This is a genomic window from Streptomyces sp. NPDC090442, from assembly GCF_044769405.1.
Taxonomy (GTDB): Bacteria; Actinomycetota; Actinomycetes; order Streptomycetales; family Streptomycetaceae; genus Streptomyces.
The window spans coordinates 35,670-60,135 of sequence record NZ_JBIVXW010000016.1; the positions used below are offsets into that span (position 1 = coordinate 35,670).

General features: G+C 72.5%; 25 protein-coding genes. 5 read left to right on the top strand and 20 right to left on the bottom strand.

Translation table 11 applies throughout. The features are described 5' to 3' along the window. The first annotated feature begins 32 nt into the window (after positions 1–32). Both ACIQU6_RS13890 and ACIQU6_RS13895 read left to right on the top strand, forming a co-directional pair. On the top strand, positions 33–587 hold the full coding sequence (locus tag ACIQU6_RS13890; RefSeq protein ID WP_274913583.1) for a peroxiredoxin: 555 nt from the start codon (positions 33–35) through the stop codon (positions 585–587). A gap of 5 nt (positions 588–592) precedes the next feature. Continuing rightward, positions 593–1,126, top strand: coding sequence for an alkyl hydroperoxide reductase (locus ACIQU6_RS13895; RefSeq protein ID WP_383420386.1), 534 nt, complete (start codon positions 593–595; stop codon positions 1,124–1,126). 132 nt (positions 1,127–1,258) lie between these two features. Here ACIQU6_RS13895 and ACIQU6_RS13900 read toward each other — a convergent pair whose 3' ends face one another. The 4 genes from ACIQU6_RS13900 to ACIQU6_RS13915 all read right to left on the bottom strand — a co-directional run bounded on the left by ACIQU6_RS13900 (position 1,259) and on the right by ACIQU6_RS13915 (position 6,916). After that, positions 1,259–2,863, bottom strand: a complete 1,605-nt coding sequence (locus tag ACIQU6_RS13900; RefSeq protein ID WP_403481833.1) for an AI-2E family transporter — start codon at positions 2,861–2,863, stop codon at positions 1,259–1,261. Between the two features lie 126 nt (positions 2,864–2,989). Further along, complete coding sequence (locus tag ACIQU6_RS13905) at positions 2,990–3,685, bottom strand: transglycosylase SLT domain-containing protein (protein ID WP_403481834.1); 696 nt, start codon at positions 3,683–3,685, stop codon at positions 2,990–2,992. A gap of 409 nt (positions 3,686–4,094) precedes the next feature. Continuing rightward, positions 4,095–5,432, bottom strand: a complete 1,338-nt coding sequence (locus tag ACIQU6_RS13910) for a PhoH family protein (protein WP_376564548.1) — start codon at positions 5,430–5,432, stop codon at positions 4,095–4,097. A gap of 704 nt (positions 5,433–6,136) precedes the next feature. Beyond that, the gene (locus ACIQU6_RS13915) at positions 6,137–6,916 is read right to left on the bottom strand and encodes an isoprenyl transferase (RefSeq protein WP_403481835.1); all 780 of its coding nucleotides are present in this window, start codon (positions 6,914–6,916) and stop codon (positions 6,137–6,139) included. 138 nt (positions 6,917–7,054) lie between these two features. Here ACIQU6_RS13915 and mgrA point away from each other — a divergent pair, with 138 nt between their 5' ends. Further along, complete coding sequence (gene mgrA / locus ACIQU6_RS13920; protein WP_403481836.1) at positions 7,055–8,089, top strand: L-glyceraldehyde 3-phosphate reductase; 1,035 nt, start codon at positions 7,055–7,057, stop codon at positions 8,087–8,089. 339 nt (positions 8,090–8,428) lie between these two features. On the opposite strand, the gene ACIQU6_RS13925 is transcribed toward mgrA, so the two are convergent. Next, on the bottom strand, positions 8,429–9,166 hold the full coding sequence (locus ACIQU6_RS13925) for a prepilin peptidase (protein WP_403481837.1): 738 nt from the start codon (positions 9,164–9,166) through the stop codon (positions 8,429–8,431). A 40-nt stretch (positions 9,167–9,206) separates the two neighbouring features. Between ACIQU6_RS13925 and ACIQU6_RS13930 the strand changes: the two genes are divergently transcribed. Further along, on the top strand, positions 9,207–9,593 hold the full coding sequence (locus ACIQU6_RS13930) for a DUF192 domain-containing protein (RefSeq protein WP_403481838.1): 387 nt from the start codon (positions 9,207–9,209) through the stop codon (positions 9,591–9,593). Between the two features lie 30 nt (positions 9,594–9,623). Here ACIQU6_RS13930 and ACIQU6_RS13935 read toward each other — a convergent pair whose 3' ends face one another. The 14 genes from ACIQU6_RS13935 to ACIQU6_RS14000 form a co-directional block, all read right to left on the bottom strand. Next, complete coding sequence (locus tag ACIQU6_RS13935) at positions 9,624–10,832, bottom strand: Cmx/CmrA family chloramphenicol efflux MFS transporter (RefSeq protein ID WP_403481839.1); 1,209 nt, start codon at positions 10,830–10,832, stop codon at positions 9,624–9,626. A gap of 193 nt (positions 10,833–11,025) precedes the next feature. Further along, a complete protein-coding gene (locus ACIQU6_RS13940; protein WP_403481840.1) occupies positions 11,026–11,610 on the bottom strand; it encodes a TetR/AcrR family transcriptional regulator in 585 nt (194 codons plus the stop codon). A 93-nt stretch (positions 11,611–11,703) separates the two neighbouring features. After that, entirely contained in the window at positions 11,704–12,306 is a 603-nt protein-coding gene (locus ACIQU6_RS13945; protein WP_403481841.1) for an OmpA family protein, read from the bottom strand. Positions 12,307–12,316: 10 nt separating this feature from the next. Continuing rightward, on the bottom strand, positions 12,317–12,901 hold the full coding sequence (locus ACIQU6_RS13950; RefSeq protein ID WP_403481842.1) for a hypothetical protein: 585 nt from the start codon (positions 12,899–12,901) through the stop codon (positions 12,317–12,319). 88 nt (positions 12,902–12,989) lie between these two features. Further along, positions 12,990–13,673, bottom strand: coding sequence for a pilus assembly protein TadG-related protein (locus tag ACIQU6_RS13955; RefSeq protein WP_403481843.1), 684 nt, complete (start codon positions 13,671–13,673; stop codon positions 12,990–12,992). Between the two features lie 17 nt (positions 13,674–13,690). Further along, entirely contained in the window at positions 13,691–13,858 is a 168-nt protein-coding gene (locus ACIQU6_RS13960) for a hypothetical protein (protein WP_274913598.1), read from the bottom strand. Between the two features lie 421 nt (positions 13,859–14,279). Continuing rightward, positions 14,280–15,173, bottom strand: a complete 894-nt coding sequence (locus ACIQU6_RS13965; protein WP_403481844.1) for a DUF5936 domain-containing protein — start codon at positions 15,171–15,173, stop codon at positions 14,280–14,282. Between the two features lie 72 nt (positions 15,174–15,245). Then, positions 15,246–16,193, bottom strand: a complete 948-nt coding sequence (locus tag ACIQU6_RS13970; RefSeq protein WP_403481845.1) for a type II secretion system F family protein — start codon at positions 16,191–16,193, stop codon at positions 15,246–15,248. Beyond that, positions 16,190–17,530, bottom strand: coding sequence for a CpaF family protein (locus ACIQU6_RS13975; RefSeq protein ID WP_403481846.1), 1,341 nt, complete (start codon positions 17,528–17,530; stop codon positions 16,190–16,192). Before ACIQU6_RS13975 ends, ACIQU6_RS13970 begins: the two co-directional genes overlap by 4 nt. Next, entirely contained in the window at positions 17,527–17,970 is a 444-nt protein-coding gene (locus ACIQU6_RS13980) for a TadE family protein (protein WP_403481847.1), read from the bottom strand. Before ACIQU6_RS13980 ends, ACIQU6_RS13975 begins: the two co-directional genes overlap by 4 nt. Then, positions 17,967–18,389, bottom strand: coding sequence for a TadE family protein (locus ACIQU6_RS13985; RefSeq protein WP_403481848.1), 423 nt, complete (start codon positions 18,387–18,389; stop codon positions 17,967–17,969). Before ACIQU6_RS13985 ends, ACIQU6_RS13980 begins: the two co-directional genes overlap by 4 nt. A 3-nt stretch (positions 18,390–18,392) precedes the next feature. Next, positions 18,393–19,835: a CpaE family protein gene (locus ACIQU6_RS13990; RefSeq protein WP_403481849.1), complete on the bottom strand. Its 1,443-nt coding sequence runs from the start codon at positions 19,833–19,835 to the stop codon at positions 18,393–18,395. A 13-nt stretch (positions 19,836–19,848) separates the two neighbouring features. Next, on the bottom strand, positions 19,849–20,568 hold the full coding sequence (gene cpaB / locus ACIQU6_RS13995) for a Flp pilus assembly protein CpaB (RefSeq protein ID WP_403481850.1): 720 nt from the start codon (positions 20,566–20,568) through the stop codon (positions 19,849–19,851). A 122-nt stretch (positions 20,569–20,690) separates the two neighbouring features. Continuing rightward, positions 20,691–22,043: a hypothetical protein gene (locus ACIQU6_RS14000; RefSeq protein WP_403481851.1), complete on the bottom strand. Its 1,353-nt coding sequence runs from the start codon at positions 22,041–22,043 to the stop codon at positions 20,691–20,693. Positions 22,044–22,358: 315 nt separating this feature from the next. Here ACIQU6_RS14000 and ACIQU6_RS14005 point away from each other — a divergent pair, with 315 nt between their 5' ends. Then, positions 22,359–23,390, top strand: coding sequence for a chitinase (locus ACIQU6_RS14005; RefSeq protein ID WP_403481852.1), 1,032 nt, complete (start codon positions 22,359–22,361; stop codon positions 23,388–23,390). A 146-nt stretch (positions 23,391–23,536) separates the two neighbouring features. Here ACIQU6_RS14005 and ACIQU6_RS14010 read toward each other — a convergent pair whose 3' ends face one another. After that, a complete protein-coding gene (locus ACIQU6_RS14010) occupies positions 23,537–24,415 on the bottom strand; it encodes a serine protease (RefSeq protein ID WP_403481853.1) in 879 nt (292 codons plus the stop codon). Positions 24,416–24,466 lie beyond the last annotated feature (51 nt).

Sequence of the window (24,466 nt, forward strand, 5' to 3'; positions counted from 1 at the left end):
CGTAGGGGACTTTCTTGCAACAAGGAGAGCGCGTGCTCACTGTCGGTGACAAGTTCCCCGAGTTCGACCTGACCGCCTGCGTCTCGCTGGAGAAGGGCGCGGAGTTCGAGCAGATCAACCACAAGACCTACGAGGGCAAGTGGAAGATCGTCTTCGCGTGGCCCAAGGACTTCACCTTCGTGTGCCCGACCGAGATCGCGGCCTTCGGCAAGCTGAACGACGAGTTCGCCGACCGTGACGCCCAGGTCCTCGGCTTCTCCGGCGACTCCGAGTTCGTGCACCACGCCTGGCGCAAGGACCACCCGGACCTGACCGACCTGCCCTTCCCGATGCTGGCCGACTCCAAGCACGAGCTGATGCGCGCCCTGGGCATCGAGGGCGAGGACGGCTTCGCGCAGCGCGCCGTCTTCATCGTCGACCAGAACAACGAGATCCAGTTCACCATGGTGACCGCCGGCTCCGTCGGCCGTAACCCCAAGGAGGTCCTGCGGGTCCTGGACGCCCTGCAGACCGACGAGCTGTGCCCCTGCAACTGGAGCAAGGGCGAGGACACCCTGGACCCGGTCGCCCTGCTGGCTGGTGAGTGACACCCATGTCCCTCGATGACCTGAAGTCCGCGGTTCCGGACTACGCCAAGGACCTGAAGCTGAACCTCGGTTCGGTGATCGGCAACTCGGACCTGCCGCAGCAGCAGCTCTGGGGCACGGTGCTCGCCTGCGCGATCGCCTCGCGCTCGCCGAAGGTGCTGCGCGAGCTGGAGCCGGAGGCGAAGGCCAACCTCTCCGCCGAGGCGTACACCGCCGCCAAGTCGGCCGCCGCCATCATGGCGATGAACAACGTCTTCTACCGGACGCGCCACCTGCTCTCCGACCCGGAGTACGGCAACCTGCGCGCCGGTCTGCGGATGAACGTCATCGGCAACCCCGGCGTGGACAAGGTCGACTTCGAGCTGTGGTCGCTCGCCGTCTCCGCCATCAACGGCTGCGGCATGTGCCTGGACTCGCACGAGCAGGTGCTGCGCAAGGCCGGTGTCGAGCGCGAGACGATCCAGGAGGCCGTCAAGATCGCGGCCGTCCTGCAGGCCGTCGGCGCCACCCTGGACTCCGAGGCGGCCCTCGCCGAGTGACCCTCGTCGCGTAGGCCGGCCGAGGCGGGCGCCGTCCGGCGTCCGGTCGTCTGACGCAAAGACCCCCGCGGACCTCGTGTCCGCGGGGGTCTTGTGCAGGGGGCCGTGGGCCGTGGCCCCTCGGGTCGACTCCTAGTCGTCCGAGGGGTGTTCGGGATGCCGCGGCGGCGGGGTCGGGGCCACCGCCATCGCGGTCGCACCGCGCGGCGGCACCGTCATCCGCAGCGCCTGCTCCTGCGAGTACGCCCGCAGATAGCCGACGACGGTGTTGGTGACGGCCACCAGCGGGACGGCCACCACCGCGCCGCCGATGCCGGCGATCAGGCTGCCCGCGGCGACCGAGAGGATCACCGCCAGCGGATGCACCCGGACCGCCCGGCCGAGGATGAACGGCTGGAGCACATGGCTCTCGATCTGGTTCACCGCCAGCACCACCGCCAGCACCAACAGCGCCGTGAAGACCCCGTCGTGCCCCGCGACCAGCGCGACCACGCACGCCAGCGCGCCCGAGACCACCGCGCCGATCAGCGGGATGAAGGCGAAGAGGAAGACGAAGACGGCGAGCGGGACGGCCAGCGGCACGTCGAGGAAGTAGAGCCCGATGCCGATGAAGAAGGCGTCGATCAGGGCGACCAGAACCGTGCCGCGGATGTACGCGGTCAGCGTCCGCCAGGCGCGCGGCCCGGCGCCGGCCACCCCCGGACGGGCCTCGGCCGGGACCAGCTTGAGGAACCACTCCCAGATGCGCCGGCCGTCGTAGAGCAGGAACAGCGTGGTGAACATCGCCAGCACGATGCCGGTGAACATCTCCAGGACGACCGTGACGCCCTCCAACCCGGCGGACGTTATGGCCTCGGTGTTGGCACCGACCGCGTCCTGGAGGTTCTTGGCGATGTGGTTGATCTGGCTCTCGGTCACATGGAACGGGCTCTTCAACAGCCAGCCCTTGAGCTCGGTGATGCCCTCCTGGATGCGGCTGGACACCGAGTCGATGTTGCCCTGGACCTGCCACACGACGAACCAGCCGACCAGGCCCATCACCACGAAGCCGGCGATGAACGTCAGCGCGCTGGCCAGCCCGCGCGGCACGTTGCGCCGGCGCAGCCACGCCACGGTGGGCTGGAGCAGCGCCGTGATCAGCAGCGCGGCGACGAAGGACAGCACCACCAACGAGACGGCGGTGATCGCCTTCGCCAGCACCCAGACGGTTCCGGCAAGCACCAGCAGTCGCCAGCCGGCCTCGGCCGCGACCCGCACGCCCCAGGGCACCGCGGCCACCGGGTCCGGGCGGGCGGCAACGGCCGGCGCGTAGGCGGGCGGTGCGGGGACCGCACCCGGCGACCGGACGGCGGCGGGGGCCGGCACCGGCTCCTCCGCCTCCCGCCGCGGCACCCCGTCGCCGCCGCCCGCACGCCCGCCGTCGACGTCGTCCACAACGGTCATGGGGGCCGCGGGAGGCTTGGGGGGCGCGGCGGGCGCGGGCGGCGCCGCGTCCGGCGGCCACGTGGCCGTCGTGGTGCGCCCGCCCGGGGCGTCACCGCTCGCGGAGTGCTCCGCCGAGGCGCCGGCCACCGGGGTGCGCAGTACGTCCCGGTCCACGTGCCCGGCGTACCCGAGCTCTTCCCGCTCGGCGGCCTCCGCCGCGGCCTCCGCGCGGCGGCGCTGTTCCTCCAACCGCTGCGAGAGCCGCGTCAGGCCGGCGCCCAGGCCGCCGACCCACTGAGGCAATCTGGACATGTCGCTTCCTCTTCCCCGCCCCTACCGCAATCTGACGTCACGACGTTACCTGGGCCCGGACGCGCGAAACCCCCGACGCGTCGCGTTCGGGGGTTTCTCGGCGCTGGGGTACGGCCCGGGGACGGCCTAGTACCAGCTGTTGGCCTGCCAGAACGACCAGGCACCGCAGGGGCTGCCGTACCGGCTGTTCATGTAGTTCAGGCCCCACTTGATCTGGGTGGCCGGGTTGGTCTGCCAGTCGGAGCCCGCGGAGGACATCTTCGAGCCCGGCAGGGCCTGCACCAGTCCGTAGGCGCCGGAGCCGGCGTTGGTGGCGCGGTAGTTCCAACCGGACTCCCGCGTCACGATGTTGCTGAAGCACTGGAACTGGTCGGACGCGATCATCTGGCGGGCCATCGCCTGGGTCTCGGCGACGGTGTAGGAAGCCTTGGCGACGAAGTCCGTGGCATCGCGGACGACCGAACGGGAGACGGCCTGCGCCTTCTCGCGCTCCTTGGCCTCCTTCTCCGCCTTCGCCTTGTCCGCGGCGTCCTTCTTGCTCTGCGCGGTCTCCGCGGCTGCCTTACGGGCCGACTCCTGCGCGGACTTGAGTGCCGCCGTGTCCGCCTGGGTGGACGCCGAGTCTGCCTGCTGCGTCAGCGACGCCGTCTGCACCTGGGCCTGCTGGCCCGCGGGGATGTCGGCGATCGTCGCGTCGGCTGCCGTGGCCTCGGTGTTGTTGACCGCTGCCTGGCTGCCCGATGCGACGCCGACCACGGCGCCGACGGTGGTGACCGCGGTGGCGGACGCCACTGCGAATCCCCGGACCGAGATCCGGCTCACACGCTTTCCTTCCAGCATCGCCCGCATAGGTGACCTCGCGGACGCAATCGTGCCCCTGGCGCTGGCCTCCCCTTGTTCCGGCCCCTGTTGAGCGGGTGGCGCCGGCTGGTCACGGGAGGCACTGGCCCGGTGGGTCCCCCTCGGGGGTCCGCGTGATGCTCGGGCGGCATACGGCAACTCGCTATGAAGTTCGGGTCATCCATGCGCCCCGGAGGGCGTGTCTGGGCCGTATGCGGGGCCTGACAGGACCCAGACTCTGCCCGAACGGCACGCCGGGAAGCAATTCCCTACCGGGTGTGAAAGCTCACACCTCGTTCGCTGCTGGGGATTTCCGGATATCCGAGCGCACACGAGCGCCGCCCGGCTAAGCTCCTTCGCTTCGCCGGGCGGCGCGCCGTTTCACAACCGGTCAGATCCTGCCGTCCTCCAGCATTTCGGTCACCAGCGCGGCGATCGGCGACCGCTCGGAGCGGTTGAGCGTGACGTGGGCGAAGAGCGGATGCCCCTTCAACTTCTCGACCACGGCGACCACTCCGTCGTACCGCCCGACCCGGAGGTTGTCGCGCTGCGCGACGTCATGGGTCAGCACCACCCGGGAGTTGGCCCCGATCCGGGACAACACGGTCAACAGCACGTTCCGCTCCAGCGACTGGGCCTCGTCCACGATCACGAACGCGTCGTGCAGCGACCGGCCGCGGATGTGGGTCAGCGGCAGCACCTCCAACATCCCGCGGGACACCACCTCCTCGATGACGTCCTTGGTCGTCACCGCGGACAACGTGTCGAAGACGGCCTGCGCCCAGGGGCTCATCTTCTCCGCCTCGGTGCCCGGCAGATAGCCCAGCTCCTGCCCGCCGACCGCGTACAGCGGCCGGAACACCATCACCTTGCTGTGCTGACGGCGCTCCAACACCGCCTCCAGGCCCGCGCACAGCGCCAGCGCCGACTTGCCCGTTCCGGCCCGGCCGCCCAGCGAGACGATGCCGACCTCCGGGTCGAGCAGCAGGTCCAGCGCGATCCGCTGCTCGGCGCTGCGGCCGTGGATCCCGAACGCCTCCCGGTCGCCGCGCACCAGCCGGACGCCGCCCTCCGGGGTGACCCGGCCCAGCGCCTTGCCGCGCTCGGACTGGAGCACCAGCCCGGTATGGACGGGCAGTTCCTCCGCTCCCGCGATGTGCGCGGTCTCGGCGGCGAACAGGTCGTCCACCTGCTCGGCGGGCAGGGCGAGTTCGGCCATGCCGGTCCAGCCGGAGTCGGTGATCGCCAGCTCGGCGCGGTACTCCTCGGCCACCAGCCCCACCGAGGACGCCTTGATGCGCATCGGCAGGTCCTTGGAGACGACCGTGACGTCGTACCCCTCGGCCTGGAGGTTGCGGGCGACCGCGAGGATCCGCGAGTCGTTGTCGCCGAGCCGGCTGTGCCCGTTCAGGAAGGCGGCGGGCAGCAGTCCCGGGTCGGAGTGGTTGAGCTCGACCCGGAGTGTCCCGCCGAGCTCCCCGATGGGGAGAGGGGCGTCCAAGCGCCCGTACTCCACCCGGTACGCGTCCAGCCGGCGCAGCGCCTGCCGCGCGAAGTACCCGAGTTCGGGATGGTGCCGCTTGGCCTCCAGCTCCGTGACCACGACGACCGGGAGCACCACCTCGTGCTCGTCGAAGCGGGACATGGCAGCCGGATCCGCCAACAGGACGCTGGTGTCGAGGACATAGGTGCGCCGGTCGCTCTCACGGCGCTTCTTGCTGTTCACCACGGGTGGACGAACCCCCTCGGATGAGGTCGGGGTGCGACGACGTCGCCGGGGACAGGACCGGGTTCAGGCCGCGCTGCGCGGGCCGAACGCCGGCCCTCCGCGTCGTCCGTGCGGTACGCACGATCGTCCGTGATGCGCAAAGGGCCTCCCGGGCGGACGACCCCATGCCGTCCGCTGAGAACCGGCGCCCATGGCTTGTTCGTTCCGGGCACCGACCTGCCAGGGATATTCCCTCCAACCCCCGCCCCCATGCCACGGCATATGACACACGCTCGATGAACCTTTGGTTACGGGTACCCGCTGACCGGCGAAAAGGCGGACGACCCACGCAACGGGCGCCGGCGCGGCGCCCGGAGGCACCCCGGGCGGACAACTCATGGAGAGGGCGTCAGGAAAGGCGCCGTCAGCATCCGGAGGGCGCGCACCGCGCCACAATCCCGACGATTACCAGGCCATCGCGCCCCGCCCACCCGTGGCCGGAACCCGCCCCGAAAGATGACCGGATCACACCCTTCGACTTGGCCGGAACTCGACCTTCCGGTATCGGTCTCGGGACTTCAAGTCCCATGCGCCGTCCCGAGGATGGGGCCGGAGTCGGGGTTGGGCCGGGCCTCGGGCGCCCCGTAGATCGAGGTCGGAAACCGGGCCGGAACGGGGCTGGAAACCGGAAGCCGGAATCCGCCCCCATCGCCCGGAATGAGGCGCTAGAAGCCGAAGCGCCGATGGCGCGCCGCGTAGTCGCGCAGCGCCCGCAGGAAGTCGACCTTCCGGAACGCCGGCCAGAAGACCTCGCAGAAGTAGTACTCCGAATGAGCGCTCTGCCAGAGCATGAAGCCCGACAGCCGCTGCTCACCGCTGGTGCGGATCACCAGGTCCGGGTCGGGCTGGCCGCGGGTGTAAAGGTGCTCCGAGATCAGGTCGATGTCGACGATCTCGGCCAGCTCCTCGAAGCTGGTGCCGCGTTCGGCGTGCTCCAGCAGCAGCGACCGCACCGCGTCCGCGATCTCCTGCCGACCGCCGTAGCCGATCGCGACGTTGACGAGGACGCCCTTGTTGTCGAGGGTGTCCTGCTCGGACTCCTTGAGCACCCGCTGGGTCGCGTCGGGCAGCAGGTCGCGGTTGCCGACGTGGTGCACCCGCCAGCGGCCGTCCGCGGCGAGGTTGCGCACGGTGTTCTCGATGATCCCCAGCAGCGGGGTCAGCTCGGACTCCGGGCGGTCGAGGTTGTCGGTCGACAGCAGCCAGAGTGTGACGACCTCCACGCCGGTCTCCGCGCACCAGCCCAGCAGTTCGTCGATCTTGGCCGCGCCCGCCAGGTGCCCCTGCTCGGTCGACAGTCCGTCGGCCCGGGCCCAGCGCCGGTTGCCGTCGAGGATGACGCCGATGTGCTTGGGCACCTGGGTGTGGTCCAGGCGACCCTCCACCCGGCGTGCGTACAGCCGGTAGACGAGATCGCGCAGCGCCGGCGGATATGGGATGCGCATCCCGGAAGATCGCAGCATGTGTGGTCCAGCCCCTCCGTGCCGATGGCCATCGCCCCGTCGCCTAAGGGGGCAACTTTACTTCTCGGCTGTCTCAGCAGCCCAATCGGTGTGTCACAAGTACGTGATAGGGAGAGCTTCATGACCACTGGCACTGACTACCGCGCCGCGGATTCCCGCTATGCGTCCATGGAGTACCGGCGCACCGGCCGCAGCGGCCTCAAACTCCCCGCCATCTCCCTCGGACTCTGGCACAACTTCGGGGACGATCGCACCCTCAGCTCGCAGCGGGCCATTCTGCGTCGCGCCCTCGACCTGGGCGTCACCCACTTCGATCTGGCCAACAACTACGGCCCGCCGCCCGGGTCCGCCGAGCTGAACTTCGGAAAGATCTTCGCCCAGGACTTCCGCGGCTACCGCGACGAGCTGATTCTCTCGACAAAAGCCGGATATCTGATGCACCCCGGCCCTTACGGCGAATGGGGCTCCCGGAAATATCTGCTCTCGTCGCTGGACGCCTCCTTGCTGCGGATGGGTGTCGATTACGTCGATATCTTCTACTCGCACCGCTTCGATCCCGACACCCCGCTGGAGGAGACGATGGGCGCCCTGGCGTCCGCCGTCCAACAGGGCAAGGCGCTCTACGTCGGAGTCTCCTCCTACAACGCGGAGCAGACCCGCGAGGCGGTGCGCATCCTGCGCGGGATGGGCATCCGCCCCCTGATCCACCAGCCGTCCTACTCCATGATCAACCGTTGGATCGAGGACGACGGCCTGCTGGACGTGCTCGCCGACGAGGGCATGGGCTGCATCGCCTTCGCCCCGCTCGCCCAGGGCATGCTCACGGACAAGTACCTCAACGGCATCCCCCAGGACTCCCGCGCCGCCCAGGGCAAGTCCCTCGACCCGGGCCTCCTCACCGACGAGGTCCTCCGGCGTCTCCGCGGCCTCAACGACATCGCGGCCCGCCGCGGTCAGTCGCTCGCCCAGCTCGCCCTGAACTGGGTCCTGCGCGACCCCCGGATGACCTCCGCCCTGATCGGCGCCAGCAGCGTCGCCCAGTTGGAGGCCAACATCGCCGCCCTCGACGCGCCCCCGATCACCGACGCCGAACTGACCGAGCTCGACGCCCTCGCCCGAACCACCGAGGGCGTGAACATCTGGGCTCGCCGCTGACCTGCCTCCGCACCCGCCGGGGCTGAGCGAGCGCCGGGGCGGCCTCGGCCGGGGTCGCCCCGGTTTCCGCTTCCGGCCGGTGGGGGCTTGCGTCTCGCGGGATCTGTTCGGTGGGTGGAGGCCGGAGGGGCTGTCCGCCACGGCGCGTCGCTTCTGGGTCCGGCCTCGTGGGTGGCCGACAGCCGGTGGGGCCGCAGCGTGGGAGGGGGAAGAAAAGCGGGCCGGTCCGTGGGGGGGATACGGACCGGCCCGAGGGGGGGGCTTCCACCATAACCCCGCGGGAGGGGTGGTTCGTGCACCGTGGGGTTGCCGGCGTGGCTCGGGGTGGGGTGGCGGGCTTCAGGGGGCCGCGGGAGCGGCCAGGAGGAGGGCGCAGAAGGCTCCGGTGATCATGAAGGGGCCCAGGGGCATGGTCGTGCGGCGGTCGACGCGGCGGACCAGGAGGAGGAAGGCCGCGTAGAGGGCGCCGAGCAGGATGCCGGCGGCGCCGCCGGTGATCAGGGTGGGCCAGCCGTACCACCCGAGGGCTATCCCCAGGCCGAGCGCCAGCTTGACGTCGCCGAGGCCGAGGGCGGCGGGATTGAGGAGGGAGGGCAGCAGGTAGCAGGCGGCCAGGGTCGGGCCGGCCAGAAGGGCGCGTAGCCAGGCGTCGGGGGTGTCGGTGAGGGCGCCGACGGCGCCGAGGGTGGTGGCGGCGGTCGCGGCCAGGGGCAGGGTGAGGACGTCGGGGAGGCGTCGGACCCGGCGGTCGACGAGGACCAGGAGGACGGCTACCGGGGCGAGCAGGAGCCAGGCGGCCAGTTCGGGGCGGGGGCCGGTGGCGGTGGCCAGGGCGGCGCAGGCGAGGGCGGTGGCCGCGGCCGTGAGGAGCACGGAAGGGCCGTACGGGGCCCGGCAGTTGGGGCAGTGGGCGGGGCCCAGCCAGCCGCGGGCCGGGCCGGTGAGGGCGTGGCCGGCGGGGCAGTGGGCGCGCCAGTCCTCGTCGGGTGCCACGGAGAGCCGGTGGGCGGGGCGCGGGAGGAGGAGTCCGGTGGCGGCTCCGTAGGCGGCGGCGAGGGTTATCAGGGTGACGGACACGGGTCGACCCTAGGGCGCGGCGGTTGATACAACGGCGGGCATGGGGAGTTGGGTGGACGGGCGAGGGGTTCTGGCGGTCGCGGGCGTCGAGGTTCCGGTGGAGGTCGCGGCGTCGTACCGGGCGCGGACGCGGGGGCTGTTGGGCCGGGACGGGATCGTGGGGGCGTTGTTGCTGACGCCGGCGAGCGGGGTGCACACGTTCGGGATGCGGTTCGCGATCGATGTGGCGTATCTGGACCGGGAGTTGGTGGTGGTGGACGTGTGCACCCTGCGGCCCGGGCGGCTGGGGCGTCCGCGGTGGCGGGCCCGGCACGTGGTGGAGGCGGAGGCCGGGGCGTTGGCGCGGTGGGGGGTTCGGCGGGGTGTGCGGGTTCGGGTGCGGGAGCTGGGGCGGAACGGGGTGGGGGACGTCAACACAGGTGGGTGAGGGGAGGGTTGGGGGGTGGGTGGGCGGCTCTTAGGCGTCGACCGGGGTGGGGGTGGGGGGCGTGGAAGTGGGGGGTGGGATGCGGGTGGGGCGTTGGAGGGTTGCGGCGTAGGCGGTGGCCAGGAGGGCGAGGAGGCCGGTGACGGCGCCTACCCAGGCCACGGAGGGGAGGCCGAGGCCGGCGTTGATGGTGAGGCCGCCGAGCATGGGGGTGAGGGTGATGCCGACGTTGAAGGCCGAGGTGTTGACGGCGGGGACGAGGGTGGGGGCGTCGGGGGCGAGGCGGAAGACCCGGGACTGGAGGACCGGGTTGGTGACGTAGGCGGTGAAGCCGAGGACGACGACCAGGGCGACGGTGGCGGGGAGTTGGGCGGCGGTGAGGGCCAGGGCGGCGGAGGCGAGGGTGAGGACGGCGGCGCCCAGGGCGAGGGTGCGCAGGGGTGCGGTGTCGGCGTAGCGGCCGCCGACGGTGACGCCGACGAGGCCGCCGACGCCGTAGAGGGAGAGGACGACCGGGACCCAGGCGGCGGGCAGTCCGGTGACCTCGGTGAGGAGCGGGGCGAGGTAGCTGAAGGTGACCACACCCGCGCCGAAGGTCAGTGCGGTGATGAGGTAGGAGAGCCAGAGTCGGGGGCGGGCCAGGCCGGTCAACTCGGTGCGGATGGCGGGTGTTGGGGTGGCGGCGGGGGCGGTGCGGGTGGCGGGGAGGACGGCGAGGAGGGAGAGCGCGCTGAGGACGGTGAGGCCGGCGACCGCCCAGAACGCGGCGCGCCAGCCGGCGTGTTGGCTGAGGACCGTGCCGGCGGGCACGCCGACGACGGTGGCGAGGGTGAGGCCGGTGCCGACGACGGAGAGCGCGCGGCCCCTGGCCTCGGGCGGGGCGAGGGTGACGGCGGTGGCGGCGGCCACGGCCCAGAAGCCGGCGTAGGCGACGGCGCTGACGACGCGGGTGGCGAACAGGACGCCGTAGCCGGGGGCGAGGGCGCCGATCACATGGCCGGCGACGAAGGCCAGTTGGAAGGCGATGAGGGCGGTGCGGCGCGGGACGCGGAGGGTGGCGACGGCGAGCGCGGGGGCGCCGAGGACCATGCCGACGGCGAACGCGGAGACCAGGAGGCCGGCGTCGGGGATGGAGACGCCGAGGTCGGTGGCGATGTTGGGGAGCAGGCCGGAGAGCATGAACTCGGAGGTGCCCTGGGCGAAGATCGCCAGGCCGAGCAGATGGACGGCGAGGGGCATGGGTTCCTGGGTTTCCTTGAGGGATGCCTGGTGACACCCGCGGCTGCCGGGGACCGCCGGCGGGTGTCCGTGGTGTTGTCTGCGGGGTCTTGTCGCGGCACGTTTTGGATGGATCAGTTCAAAATGCGGGCGGAATGAGGCGCGCCGCCAACCGCGGTCCGGCGGTGCGGAGTTGAGTCGCCGAGCCGGCGGCCTAGAACGCCGTGAGGGTGGCGTCGGCGACACGCTCCAGAGCGGGACGGTCGACGCCGGCGCGGGCCGAGACGCGGAGGCCGCCGACGGCGGCGATCAGGAGGTGGGCGAGGGTGCGGGCGTCCTTGTCGGGGGCGATGTCGCCGTCGCGCTGGCCGGATTCGATCACCGCGCGGATCGCCTCCAGGCGGACGCCGTAGTCCCGTTCGAGGGTGGTGGCCACCGAGGGGTCGTGGGCGGAGACCTCGACGGCGGTGTTGACGACGAGGCAGCCGCGGCCGTCGGCGTGGTGGGTGAACTCCTCGTCGATGATGCGCTGAAGGAGGGCGCGGAGCCGCTGGCGGGCGGTGCGGGTGTCGTCGTCGAGGAGCTCGGTGAGCTCGGCGTTCTTGCGCTCCATGTAGCGGGACAGGGCGCGCTCGAAGAGGTCGTGCTTGCTCTTGAAGGTGTTGTAGATGCTGCTGCGCCCCAGACCGGTGGCCTCGCACAGGTCCTGGGTGGAGGTGGCTTCGTAGCCGGCGGCCCAGAACGCCTCCATCGCGGCGTCGACCGCCCGCCCCTCGTCGAACTTCCTGGGTCGGGCCATGGGAGAACGCTAACACTTATTGGATCGCTCAGTCCAATACTGTCGGTCCGGTCCGGTGCGGTACCGGTTCCGTGGGCGGGTGGTGGGGTCCGGTCAGCCGCCGTTGCGGGGGAAGCTGACCTCGACGCGGCGGTTCTTGCGGCGGCCGGCCTCGGTGCTGTTGTCGGCGATCGGGTACTGCTCGCCGTAGCCGCGGGTCTGGAAGCCGACCGACGAGCCGAGGTCGACGGCGAGTTCGTGTTGGACGGCGTTGGCGCGCTGCTTGGAGAGGACCAGGCCGTGCGCGGTGGAGCCGAGGTTGTCGGTGAAGCCGAAGACCTTGAGGGTGGTGGCGTGCTGCTTGCGGACCTCGTCGGCGATGGCGCTGATCCGGCCCAGCGCGTCGGTGGAGAGCGCGGCGCTGTCCTTGCCGAAGAGCACCTCGGCCTGGAGCGCGAAGGTGACGTTGTCGTTGGTGTCCTGGCGGCGCTCGGAGCCGTCGTCGGTCTCCACGATGGACTTGATGTTGAGGACCTTGGGCGGGGCCAGCTTGGCGCCCTGCACCATCCGCAGCCGGGGGTTGGTGGGGTCGATGTGGACCGGCGCGGAGGTGTCCTCGGTGATGCCCGGCGGGTCGGCGTGGGCGGCGGGGGCGGTGAGGGCGACGGTCAGCAGCAGTGCGGCGGTGGCCGTGGCGGCCGTTCGGGAAGCGGTCATCGCGGGCGGCTCAATCGGTGATCTTGACGGCGACCGGCGCCATGGTGGGCAACTGGAAGTCGACCTCGGTCACCTTGGCGGGCGGGGCCGGGAACTGCGCGAAGAGGGGCCGGCTCTGGCCCGGCAGCAGTCCGCTCAGGCCCGTCGTGCAGAGGCATTCGCCGTTGGTGTCGCGGAGCACCAGGTAGCGCTTCTTGCCGGCCTCGTCGACGAGGGTGGCGCCGGAGATGGACGAACGGGACTTCAGCTCGGTCTCGTTGGAGCGCCAGTCGATGGCGTTGAAGGCGCGGGTGCCGTGGTTGGTGACGGTGCCCTCGACGGTGACGAAGCCGCCGGAGTCGCGGGTGGCGGAGTGCAGGGTGACGTCGACGCCGTCGGGGCCCTTCATCTCGCCGATGACCTTGTCGGCGTCGGCGGCGGGGGTGCCGGGGTCGTTGCCGTCGGGGGTGGCGCTGTGGGCCGCGGGTTTGTCGTGGTCCGGTGCGGGGGCCCCGCCGTCGCCGCCTCCGCAGCCGGCCACCAGGAGGGCCAGGCCGACCGCGCTCGCCGTGACCGCCGCTCCCCTGGCGGCCTTCGTGGTGCGCCGAATGCTCATTGGATGCGTTCCTTCGGTGAGAGGGGTCGGAAGGTCGGTCGGGGGGCGGCGGGTCCGGTGGGGTGCGGTGGCCGGGAGGGGGTGGGGGTCACCGGGCCAGGCGTACGGAGAACAGGGCGGCGGCCGGGGGGAGTTCCGGGAGGTGGTCGAGGTCGAGCGGGAAGCCCTTGCCGTCGCAGGTGAGGGTGTGCGGTGCGGGCGCGTGGTCCTTGCCGTCGCCGGACCCCGTGGTGGGGGTGGGGGTGGGGTGGGGCGAGGGGGTGCCGTCGGGCGGGGCGAGGGTGCAGCGGGGGGTGACGATCGCCGTCGCCCGGGCCGCGGCGTGGGTGCGTCCGGTACCGGGGATGACCGAATCGCCCACGGCGTGGCGGGAGGTGACGGTGACCGCGAAGGAGGTCGGCCAGGAGTCCGGGGTGCAGGACGTCACCGCGGCGTCGTTGCGCCCGGCGAACCAGGTGGCGCTCCGGCAGGCGGTGTCGGAGGGCGCGCCGCGGCCGTCCAGGAGCGCCGCCCAGGCGGCCGGGTCGGTGGCGTCGGTGCCGTCGCGCAGCCCGGCGAGGACGCCCTTGCGCAGCTCGTCGCGGTACTTCTGGCCGGCGGCGAGGGCGGCCGCGTCGGCGGCGGTCTGGGCGCCGTTGCGGGTGGCGGCCGCCTGGCCGACGGCGAAGAAGGCGAGCGCGAGGAAGAGCAGGCCGCCGATCGCGACGAGGTAGATCGGCAGGGTCTGCCCGGCATCGCGCCGGTGGCGGCGCGTGACGGTGGGGGCCGGCACGGGCGGGGTGTGGGGGGTCAGATCCCGACGACGTCGGAGATCTTGTTGGCGATCGCGTTGGCGATCTGGCTGCCGAAGTCCGTGGTCGACAGGACCAGGACGATCGCCACGACCACCGCGATGATGCCGAGGTACTCGATCGAGGTCTGTCCCCGATCGTCGTTCCGCACGATCCGCTTCGCCATGGTCTTCCCCTCCGTGGGCCGCCGTTCCGCTCTGGTCCGGCCGGTTGGTCCCCGTGGTGCGCCCGTCCGCGCGCGGGACACGAGAAAAGTACGCCGGAACGGCCTTCCCGGAACAGGGATTCCGAACCTCATCCGAAACCACCAACGAGGGATCGGGCACCGCGTTTCGGCCATCGCACGCCATCTCGACCACCGCCCGCCCCTTCCGACTCCCCCCGGATCGCCGCCCCTTGCGGGGGCGGCCTGCCCATGCGGTCCGACCGTCGGCCGCGGTGCGGTGCGGCGGGCCGGTCGGCGCACCCACTGTGGCACAACTCGTTGCGCCTGCGAAGGCGTTGGCGGGATTGCCGGGACTTGGACCGGTCGCATCCGGCCGGGCGGCGCCGGCGGTCCGGGCCGGAGGCGCGCCGAGGCCCCGGGGTCATCTGCCCATCAGGGAGCCGAAGTCGGTGCCGGAGCCGAGGAAGAAGCCGGCGATGAGCAGGATCATCGTGGCCGGGACCATGAACGTGGTGACGACCATGGTGGCCTTGGGGACCGCGCGGGCGGCCCGGCGGCGGGCGTTCTGGGCGTCGGTGCGGCGCATGTCGTTGGCGATCTGGATCAGCGTCTCGACGATCGGCGCGCCGAGTTCCTCGCCCTGCTGGAGGGCGGTGACGAACTGGGCGACCTGTTCGGAGTCGTTGCGTTTGCGCAGTTCCTCGAAGGCGGTGCGGCGGCTGACGCCCATGTCCATCTGGCGCAGGGTGATGCGGAGTTCGTCGGCCCAGGGGCCCTCGTACTTCTCGGCGACCCGGTCCAGGGCCTGGCGGAAGCCGAGTCCGGCGCTCACCACGACGGCCAGCACGTCGAGAAAGTCCGGAAGGGTGCGCTCGATGGTGTCCTTGCGTTGCCGGATGGCGGCCCAGATGCCCACTTCCGTCCAGAAGAGGCCGAAGAGGACCATCAGGACGCCGAGGAGCGGCTGCCCCCTGAGGAACATCACCAGCGCGCCGAAGAACCCCAGGGCGCCGTAGACGGCGCGGCGGGCGGCGTAGCGGTCGACGGTGAGGCCGGCGGGGTTGCCCGCCAGGTCGATCCGGCGGCGGACCTTCGCCACCCGCCTGTCGCCCATCAGCCGCAGCACGAGCGGGGCGTAGCGCATGCCGGTGCGGTCGACGGCGGAGCCGACGGCGGTGGTCCGGGTGGCGCCGACCTCCAGGGACAGCGTGAGGTCGGGCGGGAGGCGGGCCTCGCGGCGGTAGAGGGCGATGCCGCACGCGACGCCGACGACCGACAGGGCGAGGGCGAGGGCCAGCACGATTGCGATTGCCATGGGTTACCGATCACCTGTACCTGGACGTCGGGGCGGTCTCCGGCGGGCCCGGGGGCCCGCCCGGGCGTCGTGCTAGACGTCGATCTTGGAGAGCCGGCGGATGAGGAAGAAGCCGAGCCCGTAGAGGACGAAGGCCGCCACGACGGCGAGTTGGCCGAGGAAGGAGGAGGTCATCCGGTCGATGGCGCCGGGGGCGATGCGGTTCATCAGCAGCAGGGTGCCGATGCCGAGCAGCGGGACGACGTAGGCGGTGACCTGCACCTGGGAGAGCTGGGTGCGGACCTCGCGGCGGGTCTCCTTGCGCTCCTCCAGGGTCCTGGTGAGGTTGCGCAGCGAGCCGACGACGGTGCCGCCGGCGCGGTTGGCGAGGACCAACGTGGTGACCAGGACGACCAGTTCGCGGGAGGGGAGGCGTTCGGCGAGCTCGCCGAGGGCCTCGTCGACGGAGTGGCCGACGGCCAGTTTGCCGGCGACCTTGGACAGCTCCTCGCCGGCCGGGGCCTCCAGCTCCTCGGCGGCCATGGCCAGGGCGGTGCGCAGGGCGAGGCCGGCCTGGGTGGCGTTGGCGAGGATGCGGGAGAGTTCGGGGAGTTGGTTGATGAACCTCTCGATCCGCTTCTGCCGCTGCCAGTTGAGGAAGGCGAACGCGGCCCAGACGGCGATGACGGCGGCGATCGGCCCGAAGAACGGCGCGAGGACCGCCTGGGCGGCCACCCACAGGCCGATCACCGCGGCGACCATGGCGACGAAGAACTCGCCGGGGGTGACGTCCAACCCGGTGGCGGCCAGCCGGAGTTCCAGACGGCGGCCGAAGCGGGTGGTGCGCAGGGTGCGGTCGACGGAGGGGAAGCGGCGGCGCCGGCCGGGGGTGGGGAGGGCGCCGGTGTCGTCGAGCCGGTCGACGATGGCCTGGTGCTGGGCGCGCCCGGAGGCGTAGGCGCGGACGCCCGCGACGGCGAGCGCGCCGCACGCGAGGGTGGCGGCGAGGGCGAGCAGGGCGAGGAGGTTCCCGCCGGTCATGACGTGGCCTTCCGGGTGGCGAGTTGGTCGTCGGTGGTGGCCACGCCGTAGGCGGGCGGGACCGGTTCGCCGGCCATGAAGAGGCGTTCGGCGACCCGGCGGGGCAGCGGGAAGTAGCGGAAGGCGCCGTGCACGACGCGGTCGGCGCCCATCGGTTCGGCCTCGAAACGGCCGACGGTGACCAGGCGGTAGTCCTGGTGGCCGCGGGAGTCCAGCAGGGCGACCTCGCTGACCCGGCGGGTGCCGTCGGCGTGCCGGGTGAGTTGGACCAGGCAGTCGACGGCGCTGTTGATCTGGTCGCGGAGCGCCTCGAAGGGGATGGCGACGTCGGACATGGAGGCGAGGGTCTGGAGGCGCATCAGGGCGTCCTCGGCGCTGTTGGCGTGGACGGTGGCCAGCGAGCCGTCGTGGCCGGTGGACATCGCCTGGAGCATGTCGAGCGTCTCGCCGCCGCGGACCTCCCCGACGATGATCCGGTCGGGGCGCATCCGCAGGGAGTTGCGGACCAGGTCGCGGATGGTGATCCGGCCCTTGCCCTCGACGTTGGGCGGGCGGGATTCGAGGCGGATGACGTGGCTCTGCTGGAGCTGGAGCTCGGCGGCGTCCTCGACGGTGATGATGCGCTCGCCGTCGGGGATCAGCCCGGAGAGGGCGTTGAGGAGGGTGGTCTTGCCGGCGCCGGTGGCACCGGAGACCACCACGTTGAACCTCGCCCGCACCAGCCCCGCCAGCAGCATCAGCAACTGCTCGTCGAGGGTGCCGATGCCGATGAGTTCGCCGAGGGTGTAGGCGCGGGGGAACCGGCGGATGGTGAGGGTGGCGCCGTCGAGGGCCAGCGGCGGGATGATGACGTTGACGCGCTCGCCGGTGGGGAGGCGGGCGTCGACCATCGGATGGGACTCGTCCACGCGGCGGTTGACGGTGGAGACGATCCGCTCGATGGTCTGCATGAGCTGCTCGTGGGAGGCGAAGCGGACGGGGACCGGCTCGACCCGGCCGTGCCGTTCGACGTAGACCCGGTCGGGGCCGTTGACCATGATCTCGGTGACCGAGGCGTCCTCCAGGAGCGGTTCGAGGACGCCGAGGCCGAGGGCCTCGTCGACGACCCGGCGGATGAGCTGGGCGCGTTCGGCGGTGGACAGGACCGGGCCCTCGCGGCTGATGAGGTGGCCCAGGACGCGCTCCAGCCGGGAGCGGCGCTCGGCGGCGGTCAGCGCGGACATCTCCGCGAGGTCGATCTCCTCCAGCAGCTTGGCGCGGTAGACGGCGACGAGGTGGCCGTCCTGGCGGTCCTCGCCGGCCGGTTCGGGTGCGACGATGCGGGCTTTGAGGCTCATCGCGGAGGCGCTCCTGGTGCTGTTCGCGGAGACTGCGCCGACGCTCCGAGGGCTGATGTCTCGGGGCGGGGCATGGTGGCGCTGCGGCGTGCGGAGCCGAAGTCGGCGCCGGGGAGGATCGAGGGGATGTGGACGGTGGCGGTGGCGCTGACGGTGTCGCCGGAGCCGCCGACGGTGATGGCGGCGCGGTCGGCGACCCACCCGCTGATCGCGGCCCGGCCCGCGGACGCCGGGTCGGTCCGCTGGTCGACGGAGTCCATGGCGGCGGTGCGGGCGGCGGCCCGGGCGGCGGTGCCGGCCTGTTGGACGGCGTAGGCGGCCAGGCCCAGTTGGACGACGGCGAGGGCGACGAGCAGGAGGATCGGGAGGACGCCGAGGAACTCCAGGGAGGCGGAGCCGCGGTCGCGCGCCCGGGGGCGGGTGGGGGTTCGACGGGTCATGGGGCGGGTGCCTCCTCGGCGGCTCCGGCGGTGCCGGTGACCGTCCACGGGAAGGCGCCGGCGCCGGGGAAGAGCACCGGGACCCTGAGGTGCACGGTGGCCTTCCACAGGCCCGCCTCGGTGGTGCAGGCGGTACTGGCGCCGTCGTGCCAGGCGCGCGGGAGTTGGCGGGTGACGGCGGTGGTGCAGGCGCCGGGGCCGCCGGCCTCGGTGGCGGTGGCGGCCCGGGCGCCCCGGTCGGCGGCGTGCGCGGCCAGCACGTAGGTGTAGCCGACCAGGGCGCACTGCCAGAGCAGCACGAGGACGCCGAGGATAAGCGGGAGCAGCCCGAGGAACTCGACCGTGACCTGGCCGCGGTCGCGACCGCCGTCGCGGCCGCGGTCGCCCGGCGTCCGGCCGGGCCGTGCGGGACGCCGCATCGCTCAGCCCTCCTCGTAAGGGGCGGCCGGGTCGTACGGGCCGGGGGCCGCGGGGGCGCCGAACCGGCCGGCGGCGGGGGCGCCGGAGCCCGGGGGTGGGGTCGGGGTCGGACCCTGAACCGTCCCGGGTCCGGTAGCCGCCCCGGTGGTGAGGGCCTTGCGCTTGCGCCCGGTGAGCATCGGGCGGGCGCGGTGGCCGCCGCGGGGCGGGGGCTCGGCCGGCGCACCGGACAGGCCCAGTTCGCCGGCGAGCGCCCACAGGGCGGCCTTGACGGTGGAGCGGGCGTCGAGGTCCTGCATCCGGCCGGCGTCGACACAGGGTTGGAGTTCCTTGAAGGCGGCCGGGACCGGGGTGCGGGCGACGCGGGTGCCGGTGGCCTTGGCGACCAGCGACGGCTGGATCTCGGTGTGGCGGGTGAGGCGGTTGACGACGGTGGTGGTGTCCTCGGCCTTGCGGATCCGCAGCCGGTCCCAGAGCCGGACCTGCCGTTTGGCGGCGCGCACGCAGACCACGTCGGGGGTGGTCACCAGCAGGGCGGTGTCGGCGAGTTCGACGGCGGCGGCGTTGGCGGACTGCATCTGGGAGCCGCAGTCGGCGATCACCACGTCGTAGCGGGAGCGCAGCGCGGTGAGGATCTGGCGGGCGGCCCGGTCGTCGACCTCCTCGCCGCGCTCGCCCTCCTCGGGCGCCAACAGCAGCCCCAGGCCGGTGTGGTGGGCGTGCACCGCGTCGTTGAGGACCCGGGCGGAGAGGTCCTGGATGCCGGCGAGGTCGACGACAGAGCGGCGGAACTGGACGTCCAGGTAGGAGCCGACGTCGCCGGACTGGAGGTCGAGGTCGACCAGGGCGACCCGGCGACCGGCGGCCCGGGCGGCGAGGGCCAGGTGGACGGCGGTGACGGTGGTGCCGACGCCGCCCTTGGCGCCGGTGACGGTGACGAGCGTGCCGGCGGGCGCGGGCAGCGCGTCCGGGTTCCCCCCTAGGTGGACGCGCACGCCGGTGGCCCATTGGGCGGCGGCCCGCACCCGGGCGGCCAACTCCTCCTGGCCCAGCGGCAGTCCGACGATGCCGCGGGCGCCGGCGTCCATCGCGGCGGAGAACAGGGCCGGGCCGGCGTCGGCGGTGATCAGGACGACGCCGACGGCGGGGAAGCGGAGCGCCACCTCGCGGATCAGCTCCAGGGCGGGCAGCGGGCCGATCCGCTCGTGGACCAGGACGACTTCGGGCAGCGCCTGGACGGCGGCGGCCGGCCCGGCCGGCGCGGGCCCGTTGGGGGCCGGCGGCGGGGCAGCGCCCGGTGCGGCGGCGCCGGCGAGGACGGACAACAGGGCGGTGGAGTCGGGGACGGCGGGCGCCGGTTCGGCGTCGGGGAGTTGGCCGAGGAGGGCGGTCAGGGCCCGGGCGGCTTCCGGGTCGCCGACTGCCGGGAGGATGCGGATGGTCACCTGGGCCTCCGGGTCACTTGTCGCCGTCGAGGGTGTAGGTGCGCTCGCCGGGCGGGATGGTGGTCTGGGTGCCGGGGGCGAGCAGGGCGAGCCGCACGTGGGAGGCGAACGACTCGGCGTAGGCGACCCGTTGGGCGTCCTGGGTGTCGAGCGCGAAGGTGATCGGGACGGCCTGGCCGGGCTGGCGGCTGGTCGCGGAGGTGCTGCCGGGGTCCTTGGCCTCCAGGGGCGTCAGCCTGCCGACGTCGATGACCTGGGCGCCGGCCACGATGACCTTGGAGACCGGCTTGTCCTCGGGGCGGCGGCCGTCGAAGGTGGCGTAGATGTTCACCCGGGAGCCGGGGTTGATCTTGCCGGCCACACCGGTGGCGGCGTCGATCATGATGGCGATCTCCTGCTGGCCGGGCTGGAGTGCCGGCCGGTCGACGATCATGTCGTCCTGGAGCAGCGAGCCCTTCTTCAGCGGGGTGACCGCGATCTTGCCGCTGACCGCGTCGAGATGGGTCACGGCGGTGGGCGGCAGCCACCGCTGCGGGATCTTCACCTCTTCGAACTGCCCCGGATCCAGCGTTTTATAGGCCGCCACATCCGTTTTGAGCCGGTAGGCGGTCTTCTCCGGCCCGACCTTGGACTCGACGTTCCGGATCACCGACAGCACGCCGATGAAGGCGCCGACCGCACAGAGGACGGACAGGAGCAGCAGGATCACTCCGCGGCGCTGGCGTGAGTTCATGGGTGGGGGACCTCGATCGGGACGGGGGCGGGGCGGTCGGGGTGGGGTGCGGAACGGGAGCGGGCGGGGCTGCGGGGCCCGCCCGCTCCGGGGGCGTCGAGGGGGCTCGGGGGTCGACCGGGTCAGCGCACGGGGGCCGCCGTCCGCGCGCCGCCGGGCCGGGGGCGCAGGTCGGGGTGGCCGGGCACGTCCGGGTGGCCGGGCAGGCCGCGCGGGCCGACGGGCGGGAGGCCGGCCGGGCGGGGGACGCCGCCGGGCGCGAACGCCGGTCCGCGGACGTCGAGTTGGCCGGTTCCGCCACGGCCAGCGGGGGCGCCGCCGCGGAAGCCGGTGAGCCCCGGGGCACCCGTGACATCGGTGACACCAGGGATACCGGGGGCGTGTGGCGCTCCGGTGATGGGGGGTGCGCCGGTGCCACGGGGGGCGTCGGTCCGGTCCGGGACGCCGGTGATGCCGACGACCCCGGGGACGCCGGCGGGCGCGACCGGCGACAGCCCGCGCTGCCGCAGTGGCGAGCCGGACAGGTCGGGCGCGGGGGCCGGGAGGGCGGCGGGCGCACCCCCGTGGGGCGCACCCGCGGCGGGGGCGGGCGCCGGCGGCGCCCCGGCTATGGCCGCAGGTTCCCGCCCGGAGGAGCCCCCGGACCGCTCCCGGGCCAGCGGCGCCGCGCAGAACGCGCAGTGCTCGCCGATGACCTCCTGCCCGCACCAGGCGCACTCCGCCCGCCGCACGGACGCCACCAGGCGGCACAGCAGCGCCGGATCGGGGATCGCGGCGGCGAACTCGGTCAGCTTCTGGGTGCCCCACCAACGGGCGGACTCGGTCGGCAGGTGCGCCTCGTAGACGCCCTGCACCTGCCAGGCGGGGGCGAGCGCGGAGGTGACCCAGTCCGCGGTGAGCTGGCCGCGGGCGACGGCGAGTTGGGTGGTGAAGCCGGGCGGGCGGAGCCCGGCGTGGGTGCCGTGCCGGTCGAGGTGGAGTAACTGCGGCTGCGGGGTGGCCAGCACCGCGAAGTGGGTGCCGGGCAGCCAGGACTTCATGTGGGAGCGCAGGTCCACCTCGACCCGGTCCAGCCCCGCGACGCTGCCGAGCAGGGCGCCGGCGTGCACGTAGTGCGCCAACAGCCGGGCGGCGCAGGCCAGCACGCCGGGGCTGAAGTCGCAGACCGACAACTGGCGGAGCTGGCGGGCCAGTACCGCGACGCCGAGCGGCGGCAGGGCGCTGGGCAGGATCGCGATCCGGTCGCTCTCCAGGACGGCGCGCAGGGTGTGCAGCCGACGGACGTGCTCCGGCGGGCAGGCGGCGGAGTACAGGACGACGAGGTGGCCGTGGCGCTCCAGGACCGCGCTGGCCTCGGTCAGGGCCTCGTCCAGCGGCGCCCGGCCCGGGTCCCGCAGGACGACCGCGGCGGGGGTGTGCCGGTCGGTCGAGGGCAGCGCAAGGTCCGGGCTGGTGACTGCAATCGCGGTCGGCACGTCGCTCCCCCACTCCTTCCGGCCTCCGGCGTTCCCGGGACCGCGGATCGGCACAGCTCTGCGCCATCGGCGCCATACGCTCTGCACTTTATCCACAGAGATACGTCCCGGAGAACACGTTCTGGGCTACTCGTCTTGCCCGTTGGTCCACAGGGAAACCCCGTGTACCGCTCAACCGGCAAACATCGGAACACCCGCTTCCGACACGCCCCTTGACACCGTTTATTGGTCTGGACCACCTTGTACGGCAAGCCCAGGGGCCCCTGAGCGCGCACCGGCACCACTCCCCCAACGACCCCCCACACGGAGGCAGTAGTGGTTCGCGCACGCATCGCAAGAGGGACGAAGGCGGGCAAGTGCCGCCTGCTGGCGGGGCTGGCCGCCGCCGTGCTGGCCTCAGCCGGCCTGGTCGCCGCCGGCCCCGCGGAACCCGCCGCGGCGACCGGCCCGGCGGCCCGCACCGCGGCCGTCCCCCAGCACGCCGTCACCGGTTACTGGCAGAACTTCAACAACGGTGCGAAGGTACAGAAGTTGAAGGACGTCGACGACGCCTACGACATCATCGCGGTGGCCTTCGCCGACACCGCCGACAAGCCGGGCGCCGTCACCTTCCACCTCGACCCGGCCGTCGGCTACTCCTCGGCCGACGACTTCAAGGCGGACATCAAGGCCAAGCAGGCGGCCGGGAGGTCCGTGGTGCTCTCCGTCGGCGGCGAGAAGGGCGCGGTCTCGGTCAGCGACGGCGCCTCCGCGCAGAACTTCGCCGACTCGATCAACGGCCTGATGGACGAGTACGGCTTCAACGGCGTCGACATCGACCTGGAGAACGGCCTCAACTCCACCTATATGACACAGGCGTTGCAGGCGGTGCACGCCAAGCACCCGGACGTCGTGGTGACCATGGCCCCGCAGACCATCGACATGCTGTCGCCGCAGAACGAGTACTTCAAGACGGCCCTGGCCATCAAGGACTTCCTGACCGTCGTCAACACCCAGTTCTACAACAGCGGTTCGATGAACGGCTGCGACGGCAAGGTCTACTCCCAGGGGTCGGTGGACTTCCTCACCGCGCTCGCCTGCACCCAGTTGCAGGGCGGCCTCGACCCGTCGCAGGTGGGCCTGGGCGTGCCGGCCTCGCCCAGCGCGGCCGGCAGCGGGTACGTCTCCCCGTCGGTGGTCAACGCGGCGCTGGACTGCCTGACGTCGGGCAAGAACTGCGGCTCGTTCAAGCCGTCCAAGACCTATCCGGGGCTGCGCGGCGCGATGGCCTGGTCGACGAACTGGGACGCGGCCAACGGTGGGGCGTTCGCCAGCCAGGTCGGCGGGCACGTGCACGGGATGTCGTGACCGGCGAGCCATAGGCGGCACGCGGTGACGGGCGCCCCGGAGGGCGCTCCCCCAAGACGCCACCCCCCAAGGCCAGGTCCCGTGCACGCGGTGCGCGGGACCTGGCCGCTCGCCGCCCGGTGCTCACCGACCGCCGGGCGGCGTCCTCAGCGGCGGACGCCCGACGGCTTGGGCAGGGTGCAGCCCGCGCCGTTCAGGTCCAACGTGTTGCCGGCGCCGAAGCACTTGGGGATGAAGTAGGTCTCCTCGGCGTAGTTGGTGCCCTTGTGGACGGTGACGTTGCCGTTCGCGTCGACCTCGCACGGGTTGTTCTCCGTGCAGCGCTCGCCGTTCTCGTTGCCGGTGTTGTTGATGGCGGTGACCTTGCCGGTGCTGTTGTCGACCACCGGCGAGCCCGAAGTGCCGCCGATCGTCTTGCACTCGGGGGTGTAACGGACCGAGTCCTTCCAGCTCCAGCCGCCCTCCTTCAGGGTGGGGACGAAGCCGTCGACGCTGCACGTGTAGGTCTTCTTCCAGTACCCGGAGACGACCGTTATCCCGGCGCCCTTGGCGGGGTGCTCCGTGGACAGCTCCAGCGGCTTGACGCCGTACTTCTGCTCGATCTGCGCGTAGGTCGAGTCGGTCTGGTACAGCGTCACGTCGGTGTCGGTCATCGTCGCGTAGACGACCTTCGTGGCCTGCAACGAGCCGAGGTCGCCCGCCGACCTGTCCAGGACGGTGAAGTCGCGGCTGGAGGGCTGGTCGACGATGACCTGGCCCGGGGAGGGCATCCCGCTCTCCAGGCAGTGGCCATTGGTCATCACCAGCGCCGGGTCGTCCGGCTGCGAGGTGGGCATCTTGACGATCGAGCCGGAGCAGTCGTCCAGCGCCACGGTGCCGGCGAAGTCGACGGCCTTGGTGTGCGGCGGCGCGGGCCTCAGGTGCGCGGCGGCGCCGACCGGGGCGGCGCCCGCCGGGGTTGCGGTCACCAGGGCGGCCGCGCCCAACACGGCGGTGGCCAGGGTGCCGACGAGAGGTCGAGACATGTGGGGGGTCCTCTCAGCGATGTGTCCGGAGTTCCACGGCGGCAGTTCCCT